The organism is Enterococcus sp. C65 (assembly GCF_040887165.1).
GTDB classification, from domain to species: Bacteria; Bacillota; Bacilli; order Lactobacillales; family Enterococcaceae; genus Enterococcus_B; species Enterococcus_B hirae.
Map to the genome: position 1 here is coordinate 34,115 of NZ_JBFOFG010000007.1, position 20,707 is coordinate 54,821.

At 36.2% G+C, this 20,707-nt stretch carries 13 protein-coding genes; 1 reads left to right on the forward strand and 12 read right to left on the reverse strand.

The annotated features are described in order from the left end of the window. Positions 1-295: 295 nt before the first annotated feature. The 9 genes from AB3I12_RS09210 to rlmH form a co-directional block, all read right to left on the reverse strand. Entirely contained in the window at positions 296-991 is a 696-nt protein-coding gene (locus AB3I12_RS09210) for a DUF4767 domain-containing protein (protein ID WP_053766239.1), read from the reverse strand. Between the two features lie 568 nt (positions 992-1,559). Then, on the reverse strand, positions 1,560-3,206 hold the full coding sequence (locus AB3I12_RS09215) for a hypothetical protein (RefSeq protein WP_063627573.1): 1,647 nt from the start codon (positions 3,204-3,206) through the stop codon (positions 1,560-1,562). A 915-nt stretch (positions 3,207-4,121) separates the two neighbouring features. Beyond that, a complete protein-coding gene (locus AB3I12_RS09220) occupies positions 4,122-5,414 on the reverse strand; it encodes a guanosine 5'-monophosphate oxidoreductase (RefSeq protein WP_063627730.1) in 1,293 nt (430 codons plus the stop codon). Then, entirely contained in the window at positions 5,392-7,368 is a 1,977-nt protein-coding gene (locus AB3I12_RS09225; RefSeq protein ID WP_231105518.1) for an McrB family protein, read from the reverse strand. Before AB3I12_RS09225 ends, AB3I12_RS09220 begins: the two co-directional genes overlap by 23 nt. Positions 7,369-7,486: 118 nt before the next feature. Beyond that, positions 7,487-10,642: a type I restriction endonuclease subunit R gene (locus AB3I12_RS09230; RefSeq protein WP_063627574.1), complete on the reverse strand. Its 3,156-nt coding sequence runs from the start codon at positions 10,640-10,642 to the stop codon at positions 7,487-7,489. A gap of 12 nt (positions 10,643-10,654) precedes the next feature. Then, a complete protein-coding gene (locus tag AB3I12_RS09235; protein ID WP_063627575.1) occupies positions 10,655-11,869 on the reverse strand; it encodes a restriction endonuclease subunit S in 1,215 nt (404 codons plus the stop codon). Then, positions 11,859-13,454 carry a type I restriction-modification system subunit M gene (locus AB3I12_RS09240; RefSeq protein WP_063627576.1) on the reverse strand — a complete coding sequence of 532 codons (1,596 nt, stop codon included), beginning with the start codon at positions 13,452-13,454 and terminating at the stop codon, positions 11,859-11,861. Before AB3I12_RS09240 ends, AB3I12_RS09235 begins: the two co-directional genes overlap by 11 nt. A gap of 299 nt (positions 13,455-13,753) precedes the next feature. After that, positions 13,754-14,659, reverse strand: coding sequence for an EcsC family protein (locus AB3I12_RS09245; protein WP_063627577.1), 906 nt, complete (start codon positions 14,657-14,659; stop codon positions 13,754-13,756). A gap of 163 nt (positions 14,660-14,822) precedes the next feature. Beyond that, a complete protein-coding gene (gene rlmH / locus AB3I12_RS09250) occupies positions 14,823-15,302 on the reverse strand; it encodes a 23S rRNA (pseudouridine(1915)-N(3))-methyltransferase RlmH (RefSeq protein ID WP_002317110.1) in 480 nt (159 codons plus the stop codon). 452 nt (positions 15,303-15,754) lie between these two features. On the opposite strand from rlmH, the gene AB3I12_RS09255 reads away from it, so the two are divergent. Next, positions 15,755-17,041, forward strand: coding sequence for a S1C family serine protease (locus AB3I12_RS09255; RefSeq protein ID WP_010737045.1), 1,287 nt, complete (start codon positions 15,755-15,757; stop codon positions 17,039-17,041). A 57-nt stretch (positions 17,042-17,098) separates the two neighbouring features. Here AB3I12_RS09255 and ytpR read toward each other — a convergent pair whose 3' ends face one another. From ytpR to AB3I12_RS09270, 3 genes are all read right to left on the reverse strand, one after another. Then, entirely contained in the window at positions 17,099-17,704 is a 606-nt protein-coding gene (gene ytpR / locus AB3I12_RS09260; RefSeq protein ID WP_063627578.1) for a YtpR family tRNA-binding protein, read from the reverse strand. A 474-nt stretch (positions 17,705-18,178) separates the two neighbouring features. Beyond that, positions 18,179-18,958 (reverse strand): glucose-6-phosphate isomerase family protein, encoded by a 780-nt coding sequence (locus AB3I12_RS09265; protein WP_063627579.1) that lies wholly within the window; start codon positions 18,956-18,958, stop codon positions 18,179-18,181. 10 nt (positions 18,959-18,968) lie between these two features. After that, a complete protein-coding gene (locus tag AB3I12_RS09270; protein ID WP_063627580.1) occupies positions 18,969-20,702 on the reverse strand; it encodes a class I mannose-6-phosphate isomerase in 1,734 nt (577 codons plus the stop codon). Positions 20,703-20,707 lie beyond the last annotated feature (5 nt).

Consider the following 20,707-nt stretch of genomic DNA (forward strand, 5'->3'; position numbering starts at 1 on the left):
TCTGGAAACAGATAAATGGTGTTCAAGCATCAACTCCTTGCAATAAGCCTGAATTTTTCAAAACATGAGGAGCTGTTTCAAAAAATTCTTTCTTATTGGCATCGGAGCTAACCGATGCTTTCACAACCTCTGTTCCATGGTGTTCAAGCATCAGCTCCTTGAAATAAGCCTAAATTTTTCAAAAACACGAGAAACTGTTTCTAAAAATTCTTTCTTATTATTATCGGAGCTAACCAATGCTTTCACAACCTCTTTTCCAAGAAATTTTCTTTCTAAGTTTGGAAGGACATCTCCTCTAGCTATTCACAATCCGCTCGAAACCGTTCTTCAATTCATTATTCTCAGTTTCTTTGAAATACAAATAATTGTTTGGGTTTCCTTGGTTTTGCTGAGTCACCATTACCTTAGGTTGATTTTGTTGGAAACCAAAGAAATACAAATGAGCTCCAGACGGTTTTGGATGATCGATATCAGAGTAGATCGCCACTAATTCAAATCCCGCTTGTCCTCTGCCATTTTCTGACCATTCTACGGTGACCGGTGTTTGATCAATCACCATAGACCATTGCCCATCAAAAATGTATTGTGGTACTTGCAATCCATAATAATTAGCATTCACATGATCATTGTAGCTTCTATACTGTTGTCCCATTTCCTGACCCCAAGTTGACATAAACGTAGCTAATTCAGTCGCTTTACTCGCATCCCAGCTATTTTTTTCTACTGGCTGACTACTTGGTGTCGTAGACTCAGCCGTTGTAGTTTGAGTTGACTCTGATGTACTCGTCGCCGTGGACTCTGTTTTTCCCTTTGTTTCTGATGAGCTGGATGATTCAGTCTTATCAGATTCTTTCGTCGTTGTTGAACCTGTCTTACTTGTTTTTGTAACAATAGTGTCTGTCGATTTACTTGAAGCATCTTTTGCCTGATCCGTTCCACAACCAGCTAGCACAAACAACAACCCCACAGCCAACAATATCCCCTTTTTCATTAATAAAACTCCTCCTTGATTGTTTCACTCATTCTAACAAACCAAACTTGAGATTATGCCGAAAATTTGAAAAATTATTTCTAACCAATCCCTCATCTGCAAACTAGAAAATTGGTTTAACTGTTACGAAATCAGAATCAGATACTCAAGAAAAGTTTTATGTAGGTTTCTAAGGAGTAGTTCGCCATAGAAAATACTGATCAACTATAAAGAGACACGGAAAAACGCAATCCCTCATTTATCAATTATGACTAGTATCAAATACATCTAACTCTTTGTTCAGATATTCTCCGTAATTGCTGTAAATATACAAAACTTAAACCATTAGGCACAAGAGAAACAGCTAAAACAAATAGACTGATACAATTAACAAAAAAATCCTCAACGCCCGCCTTGTTTCTAGCGGTATTGTTGAGGAATACGATCATTGGTTGCTATTTCAAAAATGGCTGAAAATGGTGTCTCTAATAGACAACTTATTCACCCATAAAATAAAAGGCAACTCTATAAATTTTCTTTATTCAATTTCACGTTTGTTCTGCACTGCCATTCACTTTAGATCCCTTCATCAGAGGACCATTTTACTTTTTACTAAATTTTTTCTTCTCAGCAAATATCGAATAAAGATAAATAAAAAAGTTCCAACGCTTGTTAGTAATGCAAGAATCATCGTTGGCGGATAGGTAGAGGAAACCTCAATCGTAGTCGTTCCTTCTTTTCCTTTAACCGCTACTAACCCGTCATCATTTTCTATGCTAGTCGTTTGACCATTTACTTTCGCAACGGTTCCCCAATAATCAAACACAGGTAACGTGATTTTTTGCCCTTGCGCATCTTCCACTGTATAAATGATTTTTGAATCATACGCTTTATGAGAACTACTTTTCCATTCATTCCCAACTTTTACTTCATGTTTTTTCAACTGTTTTTTGTATTTCAGTGCATCAGACGGTGCATAATCATAAAGTCCCCCTGTCCCTGAAGTCGTGTAATGCTTAATCTCTTTTTTTGTCATAATCAGACGACCGTTATAGGATTGGATTTTTTGCGTATAATTTATTTTCGTTACTACTGTTAGCGTCAAAAGCAGGAGGACGATTCCGCCAGTCCGCCATATACTTTTTTTCTGATCTGGTCTGCATTTCAAAAAGACCATCACCAAGATCAATGATCCGAAAAGCACTTGAAACCCTAAGATTCTCCAAGGAAATTGAATCAATTGGATAGGTGTATTTTGGAAAAGAAACCATGGAAAAACATTCGTCGATAAAAACCACGTAGCTACTGCACAAAAATAAATGACTCTTTCTCTTCGTTCAAATCTTTTCAAAAAGAAAAGCGGAAGGACTAATGACACGACACCAATCGTTCCCATTGTAAATGTCGTCAAATCATTAGTCATCGCACCAAACAAACTTTCAAAAATGTTCACTCCCCGCTCCTGAAGGTTTGTGCGGAAAGGACGATTGATACTTTGATGCAGGACTTGCTGCAGCATTGGGTACCAAACATACGCTGTTAAGAGAATCGTCCAGCCGACAGCTTTTGCCATTCCAACAAACAAGTCCAAAACATTTTCTTTCTTTTTTCGTTTAGCCAAAAGTGAACCGATAAACAAAAGCCCAATAACTATTACGCCCATAAACGTAAAAAGAGCATGCGTATAAATAAGCAAACTCATACTAACAGCTAAAGGAATCACACAATTCTTCTTTTCAAAAAGAAGTCTATACGTGTAGTAGAGGACTACTGGCATAATCGTCAGAGCAATTGATTCTGAAATCGCTGAACGTTGGTAAATATCGATCATTCGATACCCGTAAAAAGTATAGAAACAACTAAATAAAAATGCCGCATCTACACGTTTAAAAAATTTCCGTCCGTAATAGAAGGTGATGAGGATGGTACACACATTCAGTACCCAAACATATAACATATAACTTAAGATCAAATTATGGGTAATCCAGTAAAAGATTACAGCTGGAAATAGGGTTAGATAAGGATAAAAAAAGTTGACCCCACCACCATAACTATTGAATGTAGTAAAATTGATCGGACCCGAAAATACAGAAGCCAATCCTTTGATTCTGGAAAAATGAAAAGCAATATCTCCTGTCGTTGCGATCTTTTCTGTATTATTAAAAAAGATAAAGGAATAAGTGCTTGCAATAGCTATTAGCAGAACAAACAAAATGATTTTTCGATTGAATCTCATAACAATTTTTATTTCTCCTTTCATACGTCACTCTATTTGAAATGACTCAGTGATTATTCATTGGGTGAATCACTCTCATTTTTATCATTTCATATTAAAAGAGCTTGCTAGTTATGTTTATGACATACTTATTTTTCTTAACTAACATGAAATACACTATACCTAATCAGCAAGAAAATATTTTTTCTATTCTCTCACTCATTCATTATTTTTTTCATCTTTTGAATAATGAAAAGGTGTGATTATTTTCAACATATGAGTTAGTTACCTCAAAATCCATTATTAAATCCTAAGCTATCCATTGACGAATAGATGGTTTCATTGATCCCTTCTCCCTTCTAAACGACTGACAGATTTCAATTTATAACGTATGTGATTTTATCAAAAAACAACTAGTTTTGTCATTTAATAACCTACAACATAGACATGCAAAGGCTTTATCAAGTTGATGATTAAAAATATCGTTATTTTTATTTAAAGATTTATTTGGAACCTCAAGCTTATCATTCATTCTAAAGCGCTGTTTAAGCAGTAGCCCCTTGAAATAAGCCGAAACCAACAAAAAATAGATCCCTATCTCTAGACATCCATTGATAAACTTTATCGTGCCAAATTTCATTAAGTAACGTACTTTCTTTCAAAAAAACGTAAAAAACATTTATTAAGATGTTGGAATATGAGTAAAAAACCAGGTTAACTCGTTCATGAGTTAACCTGGTTTGGTGGGTGGGGTGGTTATGGTGTGGGTATCGTAAATAAATGGTATTTATAAACCACTTCGAATGTGGGAATAGATGTATTTTATCTTCTCAGTTTACTTAGCATAACTTTCTTTCTATTTTAGATAATCAGGATCCGATCACACCTATTAATTATTTTACTGAATTTTTTGAGAAAAATTGCTATGGCTTCTACTTATTGAAAAGTAGTTTTTAATGCTGTTTCCACCTCTTTGATCTGTTTTACAAATTCAGAATAACTTGAAACTGCTTGAGGGATAAAAAATCGGTACGTAAATACTTCTCCCCCTAATCCATGTAACATACCTATTTTTTCATATCCTTGTTTTTCTGGACGAGGATCAGAGGTAGGTTGCAGAAAGCCGCCTTTCATTATATCTGCTTGATCTGAATTCATAATATGAATATATGTGACTAACTGATTATAGTCATTTCTAGTATCAAGATGTTTTTTGTATTTTGTATCAATTAGTATATTATTAAATGTAAAATCTGGATATCGTGGGGAACGGTTGGGCTCTTGAAATAAATGCATTGTTGCTAACCCTTTATCTCTGCCATAATGTTTCCACCCAGTGACTTTCCCAATATATTCTTCCCATAGCCAAGACACATCGATAATGATCCCATGTATCTGATGTTTGTCACTTCCAAATCCTGATTTCTCTTCGGATAAAATTTGGATACAGAGTTGTTGAAGAGCCGAATACTCCTCGTAATAGCTGTGTTTGACTTTATGAATAATATTCTCTTGAAGGATATCAGAACGATTGATTTTGGCATAATCAGGTGTGGCTTGTTTGATTAGAGTTACGTTTTCTTTTGTATCCTTATTTCCACTCAGCAAAAAATCGTATTCATTTATGATTTTTTCGATGGTATGGCGAATGAGCTGGGTTAGACGATTATTGTAACTAAACTCTCGTGTTCGATAAGCAACTTTCCCAACGAAAGGGACATTCGATCGAATATGTCTTGCAATGTCAATGTTCCCCTTGATATTAGCATTATTGTATTCTCGTTTAACATATTCTTTGTATAACCCTTTACGCATTGCTTCATTCAAATAATAAGGGAAAAGAAACACTAACAAATCATAGTAGGACATCTTTTTAGATGAGCTAAAATGATAATTAATGACATTATAATTCAAAACACGTTGAAGCATATAACGTAAAAAGTAATCCTCTTGATTCGCTTGATTGCTGAATCTGGAATGAATTTTTAATTCATCCGTTGAATCACTTAAGATACCAACAATATTACAAGTCCAAATTTTTCCATTTCTGGATTGGAATATCAAGTTATCTTCGCTTAGATCCTTGGATTGTTTTAACTGTTGTGGAAAAATAATAAAGTTTTCTTTTGATAAACTATTGAGATCACGATTTACCAAATTCGCAATGATTGGATGCTTTGCAACTGAGTCATTGATTTCTTGATTATCAAGTATGGGTTTCAGCTTCATCTGAATCACCGTCATTAAAATAGACCTCTTCTATCATTAATAATTTTTCTGCAGCCTGATGTTCCCCACGGAAATAGTCTTTCAACAATGGATATAACTTAGTATTCCACAATTCTTTCATTGTTTCCTTACCATTATCAACACCTAAAAAATAACTAGCACCAATTTGGTAATCAGTGGATAATCCACCTATTTCTTCGGCAATGATCGCATCATTTAAACGCTTCATAAGCTTTTTCGTTTTCTCTTGAATCAGCATATTTTTTGCTGACATCTCTGCTGATATTTCTAAGAAAGTAAATCGCCGGCGCATAGCAAAATCAAACGTATCAACAGAACGATCAATATCATTCATCGTTCCAATAATATAAACATTGTTAGGAATATAGAACTTTTCTTCAGGATTTGCATGGAGATTCGCATACTGTGTGTAAACACCTTCTTCATATCCACGATAACTTGGATCAATTGAGAAAAATAGTTCACCAAAAATCTTGGAAATTTCACCTCGATTGATTTCGTCGATGATAAACACATAGTTTTGGTTATTCGTAGAATCTACCGTTGATGCCGTATAGTTTTTTAAGCCAAATTCTTCTTTTAAGTGTTTTACAATCGCTTTTCGATATGCATCAAATCCACCTTTTGGCGTACCCGGTAATCCACGATAAACATTATATATTTGGTCATGGTTTAAATAAATAGTAGTTTTAGCAGGATAAACTCCTTGAATTGCATTTCTTTCATAAGCTAGTAGATTACGTACCGGTTTACCAGACAATGTTTCAAGTTTATTATATCCCTCTCCCTCTATACTAGCTTCCATCACTGCATCAAAAAAATTAGCCCAAGCTTCTTCAAAATTATCTTGTCCATTTACGCTCTTTGTTTTCTTTGCTTTTTCAACAAAACTTTTAAAGCTTCCATCTTTTAAAGTAAAACTGACAACGCCATCATCTGAAGTTGTGGGACGTAACCCTTCAATAAAATCCGTATAATCATAACTAGGATGAAACTGGACAAACCCAATTTGACTTTTTTCATCGATACTTAATTCATTGATTTGTGTCGTTCTACCATTTGAAACAACATCAGCTGCCATTTCATTTGCAAGGAATGTTTTCCCTGTTCCAGGAGCTCCACGTAGAATAAGGTTTTTAGCCATTACCAATTGATTAGAATAATGGTTTTGATAAGTACTCATCCTTCTAACGCCTTCTTTAGAATGTGATGGAAGTTTAGCGTCATCCATTACTACATTTCTATAACTCCAAAGAATAGTACTTAACAAATCTCCATCTAGTTCAGGATGCTTATTTGAGATCATAGTAGTAATATCAAAGTTTCGTTTATATGCACCACCATTTTGTTCTGATGAGACAAGCTTCTCCCAAACTTCTTTCTTGTCCTTATTCATATTGATACCAGAAAAAATCGGACCCTTTGAGTAAGCACATAATAGTTTCATTACCATAGATGGTCTACTATAAAAAGAATTATTATAGGTAAACGCATCATCATCAAAAGATCTTGCTATTCCTGCTTTTATTATTGTAATTAAATCATTTTTTAACTTGGCAAATTTATCATCAAGAACATCTGCCAAAATAATTTCCTTATTCTGGTCACAATATGCTTGATTTTTTTTACTCCAATAAATACCGAATTTCCCCGCACTTCCACCTTTTATTCCAAGGTAGAGCTTCGCATATTTTCCATGCTCTAACTCATAACATAGTGATTTGTTTTGAGGCCCTTTCCCACTTACATATTCATCAAGAGTCATCGTGCTAAGTCTTTCAAGTGGCCATTCATTGAGGAACTCATTTGCTAACACATCATTCTTTTTTTTCCATGATTCGGCGTTTTTCAATAATTCTTCTTTATTCTCAAGATACCATTTAGAGAAATTATCTAAATTTACTTCTTCAAGCAAGTTATTCTGTTGTGTCAATGCATTCACCTCATCATCAATAGCTTCGCTTTAGTTTATTATATTTTTTAGTTGAAATTTTAACAACTTTCATCATAACATCTATTTGTTGTCATCCAGTTTCTTTTACTCTTTCCTTTTACCTCAACTCATTCTCAAGAGGAATCAATTCATCATCTAACATTTTACGCCATGCTCGTTTCATTTCTTGTGGATATTTAAAAGGCTTCGCTTCTGGGTGATTAGCTTTGTATCCTTCGTAATTCATACTGTTGATAATTGCTTTCATATTAGGTATTTTAGTCTCCCCAATCATATATTGCATATTCGAAGCATGTAACTCTTTCTCTGAAACGAACCATTCATTAGAGAAAGTATGAATCAACTGATCTCTCGCTTGTGTAAAGTAGTGACGTTTGATAACAAAAATATCATCTTTACTATCTAATGTTCCTAGGTCAAACGCATTTAAAATTTGACGATAAACTTCTTTCACACCTTCAGTTTTATTCAATTTCGTCAAAGCTTTCTCAATTTCTTCCCTGGCATCGGTGCTGTTTGCTGCGTAAGTCCCTAGCAATTGATCAATATAAGTAGAATCAATATCGTACAACTTAATCGTATGTTCATTATAGAATTCAATCGTAGAAAAATCTTGGTCCTTGCCATCAGGTACTACCTTTTCTTCCATTAAAGAGCCCTTTATAGTCTCGTATACACCGATTTGTTCTTCTAAGAGTTGGGTCTGATTATTCAAAGTCGGAGAGGTTGCCATATCATCATTGTAATCATCATAGGTTACTAATGCTTCATAGGCTCGATTTAATTCCTGAAATGCTTTGACATATTCTACACGTGTTTCAATCGGCGAATGCTCATCAATTGATTCAATCGGCGAAAATTCTTTTAACTTACTATACGCTTTTTTAAATCTTTTTTTCGATTCTTGATAATTTGGATAAATCAAGCCTGATTCTTCTTTTGCTTCTGAATACAATTTTGTTGCATCTGCGACATTCTTCTCCATTGTCGCTGGCTTGCGGAATGTAACGATTAATCCTTTTGTTTTTTCCGGGTACGTACGGTTAGTACGCGAAAAGGCTTGAATCAATCCAGCATACTCTAAATTACGATCCACAAATAATGTTTGAATCGTTGGCGCATCAAATCCCGTCAGTAACCGATCTACCACGATCACTAAATCAATTTGTTTCCCAAATTGTTTGAACTCCGCTCTTTTTCTTGCTAAACGATTATTGATATCCCCGTTATAACGTTCAATATCCGCTAATGACCATGCGGTATGGTAATACTGATTGTATTCCTCGATAATTTTCTGCATTTCCTTTTGTTGCGCACTAGAATCTTGGTTATTTTCCTCTAAAGAATACGTAATAGCGATACGTGGAAAATCAAGATCTTCCATCGTTCGTCCTTCACGAATGGGCTGATCTGGAAATTCTTTTGTTAACCAGTCAGGTTCTTTCGTCATTTCTTTGATCGCTCGATAATATTTTTTAGCCATGTCAATAGAGCTTGTGGTTAAGATTGCAGACTTTGTCGGACGACCATTTCGAAAATCGAATTTCGTATAGGCGTTATCTGGACGAAATATTTTATGGATCACTTTCTGGATATGTTCCTCTACTTCAAAAGTAGCTGGTTCCAAGTAACTTTCTTTCTTGATAGGTTCCATTTGATCAATCATCTGATTGATCTGTTCTGGTGAATAGTCCACATATTTATCTACTTCTTTTAATTTACGGTAAATTTTATTCGCTAGCGAAGTTGGCTCAACTGTATCTTCATGCTCTACTTGAAATCCTAAAACGGAACCATCTTCTAGAGCATTCTTGATGGTGTAAGTATGCAGCACTTCTCCATATTGGTCATGGGTCGTACGTGCCAGCTGCCCTTTGGCTTGCTTCCGATTTTCAGGAAAAATTGGCGTACCTGTAAATCCAAACCAAGTAGAGTTCGGAAACATTTTTTTGATTTCTTCCATATTTTCAGCACTTAACGCCCGATGGCACTCATCGACCACAAAAACGATGTGTTGACTCATCAATTTTTGGAAGCGATTGGTTCCTTTTTTCTCTTCTTGTTTCTTCGCATATTTCAATGCCGCATCCAGTTTTTGACGAGTGGTAATGATCACGACATTCGCATTGGCATCTGCTAGTAACGTCTCACTTAATTCTTTGGCGCTCCCCGTTCCTACAATCAAGCTATTCGCTTTGGCATTTCCCGAAGAAATCCCCGTATTAAATTCGGAAGCAAATTTTGTAAACTCTGTGGTGGTTTGATTATCTAAATCTTTGCGGTCCACTAACATAATCGTCCGATCAATCCCCGATTTTCGTGCTAAAAGCTTAGTAGATACAAAGCTAGTCAATGTCTTTCCTGAACCAGTCGCATGCCAAACATAACCTGATTGATGTTTATTTGCAGCAATAAACAATGCTTGGATCGCATGGACTTGATAAGGATGTAACACCATGAGCGTTTTATTGTCTTGATCTTCACTAACGATCGTGTAATCCGCAATCAACCGATGAGCATCTGGAATATTTAATACTTGCTTACAAAATTCATACAAGTTCTCTACTTTTTCATTATCTTTCGTTCGCCAACTAAATAAAAACTTACGATGTAAGTCTTTCGGTAATGCATTCGCAAAATAACGAGTCGTTTGTTCATTTGACACAACGAACAACTGTAAAGTCGAAAAGATATTGTTCCGAAACATTCCTTCTTCTGCATATTTTTTGATTTGGTTAAATGCCTGATAAACGCCATCTTTAGCGGTCACTTGCTTCAACTCAACTTGTACGATCGGCAAGCCATTGATCAGTAGCGTGACATCAAAACGGCGATCCCGTGCATCTGCACTACTTCCTTGTTTCGCAATTTGATGCACCACTTCATAGGTAGAGATCCCCCCACCAATATCTTGGTTCGAATAAAGAACCAGTGAGATAGAGCCTAACTGCGAATCTTCCCGTTCAATCGTGATTCGTGCCATGCCATTTTCACCTTTCAACCATTTGGCAGCATCAAAAGGTGTTTGCGTTCGTAGTAATAATTCCGTTTTGATCGTTTGAAATTCCCGATCGGTCAAAGGAAAATCATTCAACTCTGCTTGATTGTTAAAAACAATTTTTTCTCGAAGATTCTGCCACAGATCCGCTTCTGATTTTAGATCTGGACGATACGCCCACTGATTATGCCCTTCTCCAAGTACACGAATCAACTGTTCTTCGACTTCCGCTTCCTCACGGTGACTAATTTTCATTTTTCTTCCCTCCTAAACAAACATCTTTTGCAAGAAGCCTTTTTTCGTTTCTTTTAGTAAATCTAATTTGCGCTGGTGAAGAGCGATGGTGTCGTCGAGTTCTTGGAAAAAACTACCAATTTTTTCCTTTTCGTCTTCATCTGTTGGTACTGTGAATTGCATCTTCTTAAATTCGCCAGTTGTAATTTGATTTATTGTCGCTCCAAGATTTTTCTGAATTTCTACATTGAATTGTTGTGTATCAAGTAGTGCATTCAAAAACTTTGGTGATGGGGAACGAAGTCCAGTCATGAAAGCTCCAATAACTGTGTTTATCATTTCATGTTTGATATAGGCATGTTTTCCAATCAGAGAACGTGATCCATTTCGAACAACAACAATTACATCGCCAACTTGAACATGTTCAGAGGTTGCTACCTCGTTGCTAACATAAACGTTGTCAGCTGAAACTATTACGTTATTTTTGACGTTTGATGATCGTAAAACGAGAGTTCCATTATTTTGAACATTATTAGGTGAATAAGTTAACCCAGAGAAAAAATTGGTTAGATTTTCTAACTTACGCTGTTCCCAATCTCCCGTAAATCCAGGAAACCGAATTTCTGGCACTTTTGCTCCGTTTTTAGGGAACATTTTTTGTAAGAAGCCTTTTTTCGTTTCCTTTAATAAATCTAGCTTACGTTGATGAAGAGCGATAGTATCGTCGAGTTGTTTGAAGAAGTTACCGATTTTTTGCTGTTCTTCAATTTTTGGAACAAAGATTTTTAATTTTAAAAAGTCTTTTTTATTAAGAACTCTATTTCTTCCCGCGCCTCCTGGAGATATAAATTCTAATTTCCTTCTAAAATCTTCTTTAGATACTACATAGTTTAAAAATTTTATATCTGATTTTCCATCCGCTCTATAGGTTGGGAATCTATGCGATACTAATAAACCATCATTTTCTTCCTTTACCACTGCTATTGCGTGTTCCCATGCAAATGTAATATTTACGACTAGGTCATCTTTTTTTACAATAAATAATTTATCCATAGCAACGTTATCTGGGTTATCTACAAATTGTCTAAAAGTGCCTTTAGCATGAGACCTTACAGACATTCTGTAATAAGGTTTATTAGGTTTAGGAACTTCTCTAATAATTTGCTCCACCAATTCATCTAACTTACGCTCTTCCCAATCTTCCATAAATCCTGGAAACCGAATTTCTGGTTGTCTATTATTGCTCATGTTTGAACACCTCCAACGCGCCTTGTAACCACGCTTCATTTTCAGGTGTTGTTTGCAGGGAAGAGATAGCTTCCAAAAGTTCTTTTTCTAGCACTTGCTGTTCTTGTCGTATCTTCTTGATGTCATTTCCGACATGAACCATATCAATTGGTTCTTCTTCTTCAAACGTATCTACATAGCGTGGGATATTTAAGTTATAGTCATTTTCTTTGATTTCATCAAAGGTTGCCAAATGAGCGTATTTCTCGACATCTTTTCTTTCAGCGTAGGTTTCGAGGATTTTTTGAATGTTTTCTTCCGATAATTTATTCTGATTTTTCCCTTTAACAAATTCACGACTAGCATCAATGAATAATACATCTCGAGTTTGACGATTCTTCTTCAATACAATCACCGTCGTTGGAATCGATGTACCAAAGAACAAGTTCGCAGGCATACCGATCACAGCATAAATACTGCCGTCTTCTAATAATTTTTGACGAATGACCCCTTCTGCAGCGCCACGGAATAAAACTCCGTGTGGCAAGACGATGGCCATAGTCCCTGTTTCCTTCAAATGATAGAAACCATGAAGAAGAAACGCAAAATCTGCTTTGGATTTTGGCGCTAATTTCCCATAGCGATTAAACCGAGAATCATCTAAGAAGGTCGTATCTGCTGACCAGTTAGCCGAATAAGGTGGGTTCATTACTACTGCATCAAATGTGTAAGGTTCATCTGTTGGCCAGTCCTTATTCAACGTATCCCCATTGCGGAGATTCATATCTTCGCCATCTACCCCATGTAAAATCAAGTTCATTTTTGCTAGATTGTATGTCGTTGTATTTAATTCTTGCCCATGATATTTAACGTTATCTTGGTGAGTTAAGTAGTTACGTACGTTTAACATCAATGAACCTGAACCCATCGTTGGATCAAAAACACTAAAGAATCGTCGTTCTTTTTGGTCCAACGTCACAATTTGTGCCATCATATCAGAAACCATATGAGGCGTGTAAAATTCTCCGGCTTTCTTCCCTGCTTCTGAAGCAAATTGACTGATCAGAAATTCATACGCATCCCCGATCACGTCCCCATCGTGACCTAAAACTTCCACGTCATTCAATTTCTTAATGACTTCGGTAATCGTCACGTTTCGTTGTTGCTCATCTGTTCCTAGTTTTTTTGATTGGAGATCCACATCATCAAATAACCCATTGAATTGGTCATAGGTCGTTGAAAGTTGTACGAATGCTTTATTTAAATCATTCAATTGAAAAATTGCTTGTTTTGCTTGATCTGCTAACACATTGAAAAGATACTCTGGTGAGATCGCGTAACCTAAAATATCCACGATCGTAGCGATCAAATCTTCCTTTGACTCCTCATCTGAGAGTAACTCACGGTACAACTTGGTTTGTTTGGTTACGGTGTCATATTCTTTTAAGGATTCATCTGCTAAAAGGACTACTTGCTCCAACAAACGATCGGATAAATATTTATAGAAAATCAACCCCAACAAATAATTTTTATATTCTGACGCATCCATTTTGCTGCGGAGATTATCTGCCGCACTAAATAATTTTTGATTTAATTCTGCACCCAAAAAGATACACTCCTATCTCTTGATTAAAGTATCTATACTATAGCTATATACCCTCCTATTTTAGCATACTCGCTTTTAGAAAACCCAAAAAATAAAGGAATAATCTTGTTCTTGTTAATAGGACACGTGAGGGATGTCTCTAACACAAAAATAGCCCATTCATCTGTATCAAAATGATTGGGCTTTACGAATATAATCTATTAAATTTATTACTTTTATAACTAATAAATTAAAGATACCGTGCTTATTTTCTGAAATTTATTGAGTGCTAAATACTTTTCTGTGACATACAATTAATCCTATTTCGAAAGTATGTTTTGTTTAAGTGATATAAATTCTTCTTCAGTAATAATTTTTTGTTCCAATAGACTATGTGCCTTTTCTATTTGTTTGATGACAAATTCACCTTTCATGCTATTTTCTGATGAATTAGATTCATTGACGATGATGTCTTCAACGTTTAGAATTTTCAAATCTTGTTTCAAATTTTCTTCAGAATAATTGATGCCTTTTCTCAATTCATTTTTTAGTTTTGTAGCCATTGGTTTCATTGAAAAATAGTTCAAACCTCCTGATACTACACCACCTACAACAGGCACCATTTTGGAAACACCTTTTGCAAATGTTGCTTTTGTTAGTTTGGTCCCAAATACTGCAAGTACTTTCTTTATTACTGGATAATAGATGGTTTTTGTTAATGCTTTTTGCGGGATCTTTTTCAAAGCCTGTACAGATAGTTTTCCTGATAATACCCTAACAGCAGAGCTAGCAGTTGATACGCCTAACATGATACCTAGATATAAAATCAGCGTTTCCTTAGCTTCTTTAGTCAATTCACCTTGTTGATTCCAAATATCTTCATAACCATAGATGTAAGAAACTTCTTGTGCCAATTTTAAAGAATATCCGTAAAACTGTGTGATATCTGCTGGTATTGTTGCTGCCATAGCTATTCCTCCAGGTAATCCTGTAGCAAATGACAATGTACTAGATTGGGCAACGATAGAATAGATTCGATTATTTGCAGCTCGATCTAAATCATCTATAGATAAAAATGCTTGTGGGCCCTCTTCAATTAATTGATTAACATCTTCTACCTTGTCACCAAATACTTTAACTAAAAATTCTGAACGATTCACTTTTACGATAGGCAATTTTAGCGATTCATTTACTACTCTTAATGCCAAACTTTCATTATTTTCCAAACCTATTCCTTCCTCTCATTTATAAACAGTTCTTAGATAAACATATCTTTGTATATCAGATTCAGTTTCTATTTCCGATGAACATATTATATACCTCTATCTCGAATAAATTTATGAAAATATAAGCTAATTTCACTAGTGATTTTTCCTTTTAAATATCTCCTCACTTATGATAAGGCGCACCCGCATTGATTCGAAAAGCACGGTAGATTTGTTCGACGAGGATCAAGCGCATGAGTTGGTGGGGGTAGGTCATTTTACCAAATGAGATTTGGGCGTTGCTGCGTTTCATGACGGCTTCACTTAAGCCGAGTGAGCCACCGATGACAAAAGTGATCTGGCTTTTCCCTTGGATTCCTAGTTGGTCGATTTCTTTGGCGAAAGCTTCACTGGTTGGATTTTTCCCTTCGATCGCTAGTGCGTAGACGTATTCTTGTTCTTTGATTTTGCTCAAGATCCGCTCGCCTTCTTTTTCTTTGACTTGGCGCATTTGAGCTTCACTCAAGTTCTCAGGTGCTTTTTCATCGGGGACTTCGATTCGTTCGATTTTAGCGTATGCTTGCAGCCTTTTGACGTATTCATTGATTCCTTGGATCAAGTATTTCTCTTTTAGTTTACCGACTGAAATGATTTTGATATTCAATTGCTTTACTCCTTCATTTTTCCTCTTCATTGTTCGTTGTTCGTATTTCCTTCTTTTCTATTATAACGAAATGTTTGCTAAAAGAAAAAGCGAGTTATTTTTTATTTATTTAAAGATTCCCACATAGTTATACACATCATCCACAGGTTTATCCACAGAAAAGACGATGATTCTGGCTTATTTTATAAGTATTTCTTAAGCAAACATATGTTTTGCACCGATTTATCCACGTTGTCCACATCTTGTGGATAAAAAAGGGTATTGTTTTTCTGCGAGTTTTCCGCTGATTTCTACACAGGATTTGTGGAAAACTTTTTTCTTATTTTTTCATCTGAACGCAATGATTTTTCCTAAAGTTTTTCATAAAAAGTTCATAGTCTCCAAGTAGACTAATCTTAACAAATAAGTCTATACTTAGAGATAGAAGAAAATGATAAATGGAGGCAGATCACATGGAGAGAAAAGATGTGACACCAAAAATGAAAAAGAATAATGGAATCTGGCGTAAGCTGGGTCTAGGCTTAGTCGGTGGAATTATTGGGGGCTTGGTAACGGCTGGTATTTTTTATGCTGTCATGGGTTCTGGAAACGCAGCATCAAATTCGGGTGGTCATCAAAATTCAGCGGGCGAAACTGTCGTTGAGAATGTCAAAGTCAATGTCGATTCAGATATTACGAATGCGGTCGATAAAGTCCAAGATGCGGTGGTATCTGTTATCAATCTTCAAAGCCAAAATCAAGGGACCAACGGCTTCGGGCAACTGTTTGGCCAACAACAACAAGAAAGTTCTGATGATAGCAATCTAGAGGCTTCTAGTGAAGGTAGTGGTGTCATCTACAAAAAAAGTGGTAATTCCGCTTATATCGTAACGAATAATCACGTAGTGGAAGGACAACAAGGATTAGAAGTTTTATTAAAAGATGGAACAAAAGTCAAAGCTGAATTAGTCGGGACGGATGCTTATTCTGACTTAGCCGTTTTGAAAATCAGTGCAGATAAAGTGAACAAAGTTGCTTCATTTGGTGACTCTAATTCATTGAAAGTAGGTGAACCTGCGATCGCAATTGGTTCTCCTCTAGGTTCTGAATATGCCAACTCTGTGACTTCGGGGATCATCTCTTCATTGAATCGCCAAGTAACCAGCACGAACGAGTCAAATCAAACGGTCAATATCAATGCGATCCAAACAGATGCTGCGATCAACCCTGGTAATTCTGGTGGTCCATTAGTTAATATTGAAGGTCAAGTGATCGGGATCAATTCAAGTAAAATTGCAAGTACTTCTGCTTCTTCATCAGGTGTAAGCGTGGAAGGAATGGGCTTTGCGATCCCAAGTAACGATGTAGTAAATATTATCAACCAACTTGAAAAAGATGGAAAAGTAACCCGTCCTGCTCTAGGGATCACAATGGTTGACCTTTCAGCCGTTTCAACCCAACAACAAGAACAAATCTTGAAAATTCCTGAATCTGTGACAAATGGTGTGATTGTTACCAGCGTTCAACCGGCGACACCTGCAGAAAAAGCTGGCTTGAAACAATATGATGTCATTACAAAAATCGATGATACTGATGTTTCTTCTGGTGTAGAATTACAATCTGTCTTGTATCAGAAAAAAGTCGGCGATTCAGTGAAGGTCACTTACTATCGCGGAAAAGAAAAGAAAACAACAACAATTCAATTAACAATTGATCAATCCGCATTAAAACAAAGCCAATCAGAGAACTCTGGTAACTAATAACTAATTTCCTATACAAAAACAGCACGGTTGCTCGGCAACTGTGCTGTTTTTTGCTTATTTTGGAAATGCTTCGCCAATCACTGCATCTTCTGGTAAAACAAGGATCCCTTTTTCTTTCGGTGCATCTGGTAATTGTAATTCTTTTGCCGAACAAATCATTCCGTGACTTTCAACCCCACGTAATGTTCCTGGCCAAATCATCATTCCATCAGGCATCATAGCTCCTGGTTTGGCAACAACGACTTTTTGTCCTGCTTCAATGTTCGGAGCGCCACAAACGATTTGTAAGACTTCCTCTTTACCTACTTGTGTTTCAGTGATCGATAAGTGATCAGAATCAGGATGTGGTACGCAAGTTTTGACGTAGCCAACAACGATTTTTGGTTCATTTTCTTCTGTTAACGTTTCTTCAAAACCAGCTTCTTTGATCAAGCGGTTCAACTGTGCAATTTGTTCTTCTGTTAGTTTGACTTGTCCGTTACCTTCGATCGTAAGATGGTCGGAGATATGGAAAAAATTCCAGCCAACGATTTGTCCTGTTTCATCTTTGATTTGAGCAACATTCCATTTACGGATGACCGTATTTTCGGTTCCATTGTCATTTGAGACGATGACCATCAAGGTATCTCCCACGTACGCTTTATTATAAGCAAAAATCATGTTTTTTCCTCCATTATCCTTTGCTGACATTTATCTTAACAAAAAAATGATTTTTATGCATGAGTTTTTTTTCATTCATCAACCTATATGTAGATTGGGGACTATAGATAAAGTCATCAGTAAGGTTTCTCTTTTTGACTTCCTATTTTAAAAATGATCGAGAGAGAAGATTCCTATTTTCTTTAATAGGACTTTTTCATTAAATAGATGGACTCAGTATAAAACAATGGATTACTTACGGTTCCAGCTCTTATGTATAAACTTTTATCGTCCTTCGACAAAAAACTCTTTTCAATCTACTATGTAGTTGGTCACCACGTAGCAATTTATCGAAAAGAGTTTTACTCAAGCTATTTTATTTGGAGTCGCATCCATTTTTGTTACTTTGCACATTTTATGAATGAATCAGTCTACAATCGCTAACCCTATAAATGCCTATATATAGTTTTCACCAAAAAGTAACAGATATTTAGCTCATGGAATAAAGTCTTCCCACTGTTGTTTGTAGTTTTCTGGATGGCTAACAAAGTTGAAAAGATCTGGATTCTGTTCATATTGATAATAGATGGGTATCCTTTTTTTAAGACCAAATTCGTGATATTCTCTGGGCTTTTTGATGAGCCATTCCGCAGAAGTGTAATGATCATTTTTCTTCCAAACCAGGTTGTTTCTATGGTCAAAAATAGGCACAAAAGCGAATCCTTGTTGCTTTTTTAGATCTGTATAATCGAAGGCATAATCTCGGACACACCAAGCACCGAAACACATAGTTAGTTCTGTCGAAGCATTGATCGTACAGTGTCCCCATCCTGGTGGAACAATGACGATGTCCCCTTTTCTTGCTTCAACGGCGTAACATTTTCCAGCGTTTTTTTCGAGGTTTTCTTGCATATAGATCAGAGCCTGTCCCTCTAAGATCTCGAATACTTCTGGGGTGGACATGTGACTTATTTTCGAAATTGCATGTCGGTGTCCCTGACTTTTGATCGGTTCATTTCCAAGTTTACCAGCAGCATATTCGACTATGCCATATAACAAACCTTTTTGTTGAAGGGCATGTTGATCTTTCTTTTTTCCTATATCCATTGCGATCGTATAAACGATTTCTGGTCCGGAAACATGATCATTCAATAAACTATGACGAATATCTGCTAAATATCTGTGTTCTACTTCCACTGGTCCAAACATGTCCTCGCTGTAAACAAAACGTTTCTTTTTTTGATCAAAAAAGACATTCAACTCATGTTTTTCCATAAAACACCTCTTATAATCCTCGGATAAATGCTTGGATCACAGCCACTTTTTTAGTAGGGTCTCCTTGATTGACCAGTTTGTATTCTTTTAGTTGTTCTGGAACAATAAATGTTTCTCCATAATTGACATTGAAAGGTTCAAAGGCTCCCGTCAGACTTTCAACGGTAATTTTTTCTCCCTCCACTAAGTTCAGCATATTAACACTTTCCTTGGTTTTAACTTCTACCATATCTGAAAACCAATATCTTCGCGTCTCAATCAATTCCAGCTCGTTCAACCCAGTCTTTTCGATTATGCTATTGTCGGTTTCTTCGATCACTTCGATTTGATTGATCAAGTTTTCTTTTACCCAATTAGTGTCATAATCAATTTGGACATTTTTTTCCCCGTGTTTTAAATGGACAGGACGTGGTATCCCATCTAGTCCGACACGTTCCCAATCCCATAATTTAAAGGTAAAGATATAGGGTGTTTGGCTAATTTCTAATACAACTGTCTCTGGTCCGCCACAATGAATCGTCCCAGAAGGAATCGAATAATGGTCATGTTTTTTTACTGGGAAACAATTGATATATTTTTCATCTGGAAAGCGAAAATCACCTGTTGCTGCTTTTTTAAGATCTGCAAATAATTCATTTTTACTGATCCCTTCTTTGACACCTAAATAAATCGTTGATCGTTCATTGGCATCAAGTATATAATAGCTTTCATTTTGAGTATAATGCATTCCAAATTTTTCTTGGATGTACTCGACCATTGGATGAACTTGCAGACTGAGATTTCCTCCACCCACAGTATCTAGATAGTCAAAGCGGATTGGAAATTCTTTTCCAAAACGGGCCCGCACCTTTTTCCCAAGCAATTCGTCTGGAAATTGGTGAACTGCATTGATCGCAGGTATCTCGATTACCGTAGCCCCAAAACGCAAAAGTAAACTGTTTTCTTCTGGAACGCCGTCAAACGCCCATCCATAATTCTCAGCGGAAGGATCCAGATTAAACTGCTCTTTCATCCACTGGCCACCCCAAACGCTCGCATCAAAATAAGGAACTAACCGAAATGGCTGGGAGACTACCTCAGATAAGGCTTGACGATAATCTTTTCCTGAAACCATTTTTGGTTCATTTTTTTTATTGGTATCTAAAAGAAAATCAATATCATTGTATAATTTTTGTTTCAACCGATCTGCCATTCTCCATTCAAAAAAATAACCCCGTTTGAATTTTCTCAATGCATCCTCTTCTTCATTGGCTCCTCGCCAGTTGGGCATCCCTTTTCTGAAACGCAGTTGGATCTCCCATCTAGTTAAATCTGCATAAACTAAAGTTGTTGGTTCTTCTACTAAAAGAGAAGCTCCTGTTCCATATACAATCACAGGTTGTTTTGTGTTTGCTATCTTTTTTTGTAATTTTTCCCGTTCATAGCTCGGGAAAAACTCGGTCAATTCTGCATGGGACATCACGCCAAAAACGCGATCCTCAGTTAATGTCTTTTGAATCATTTCCGTCACTGTTTCTGCATCATAAGCATAGTCATCTGATCGGATCAGCAAATAATCATGACATTCTTTTCTAAGAGCGTCTTCTATTTCATCAAGATCAACTCCTGGATAGCACTCGATAACTATCCGTTGCTCTGTATTGTCTGTACTGTTTTTTCGCAATTGTTTAAAAATTGACTCATAGCCTTCCCAAGTGTCTGAATAATTTTTAATCGTTGTTTCTGGTTTCAAATTATAAGCCATGTTGT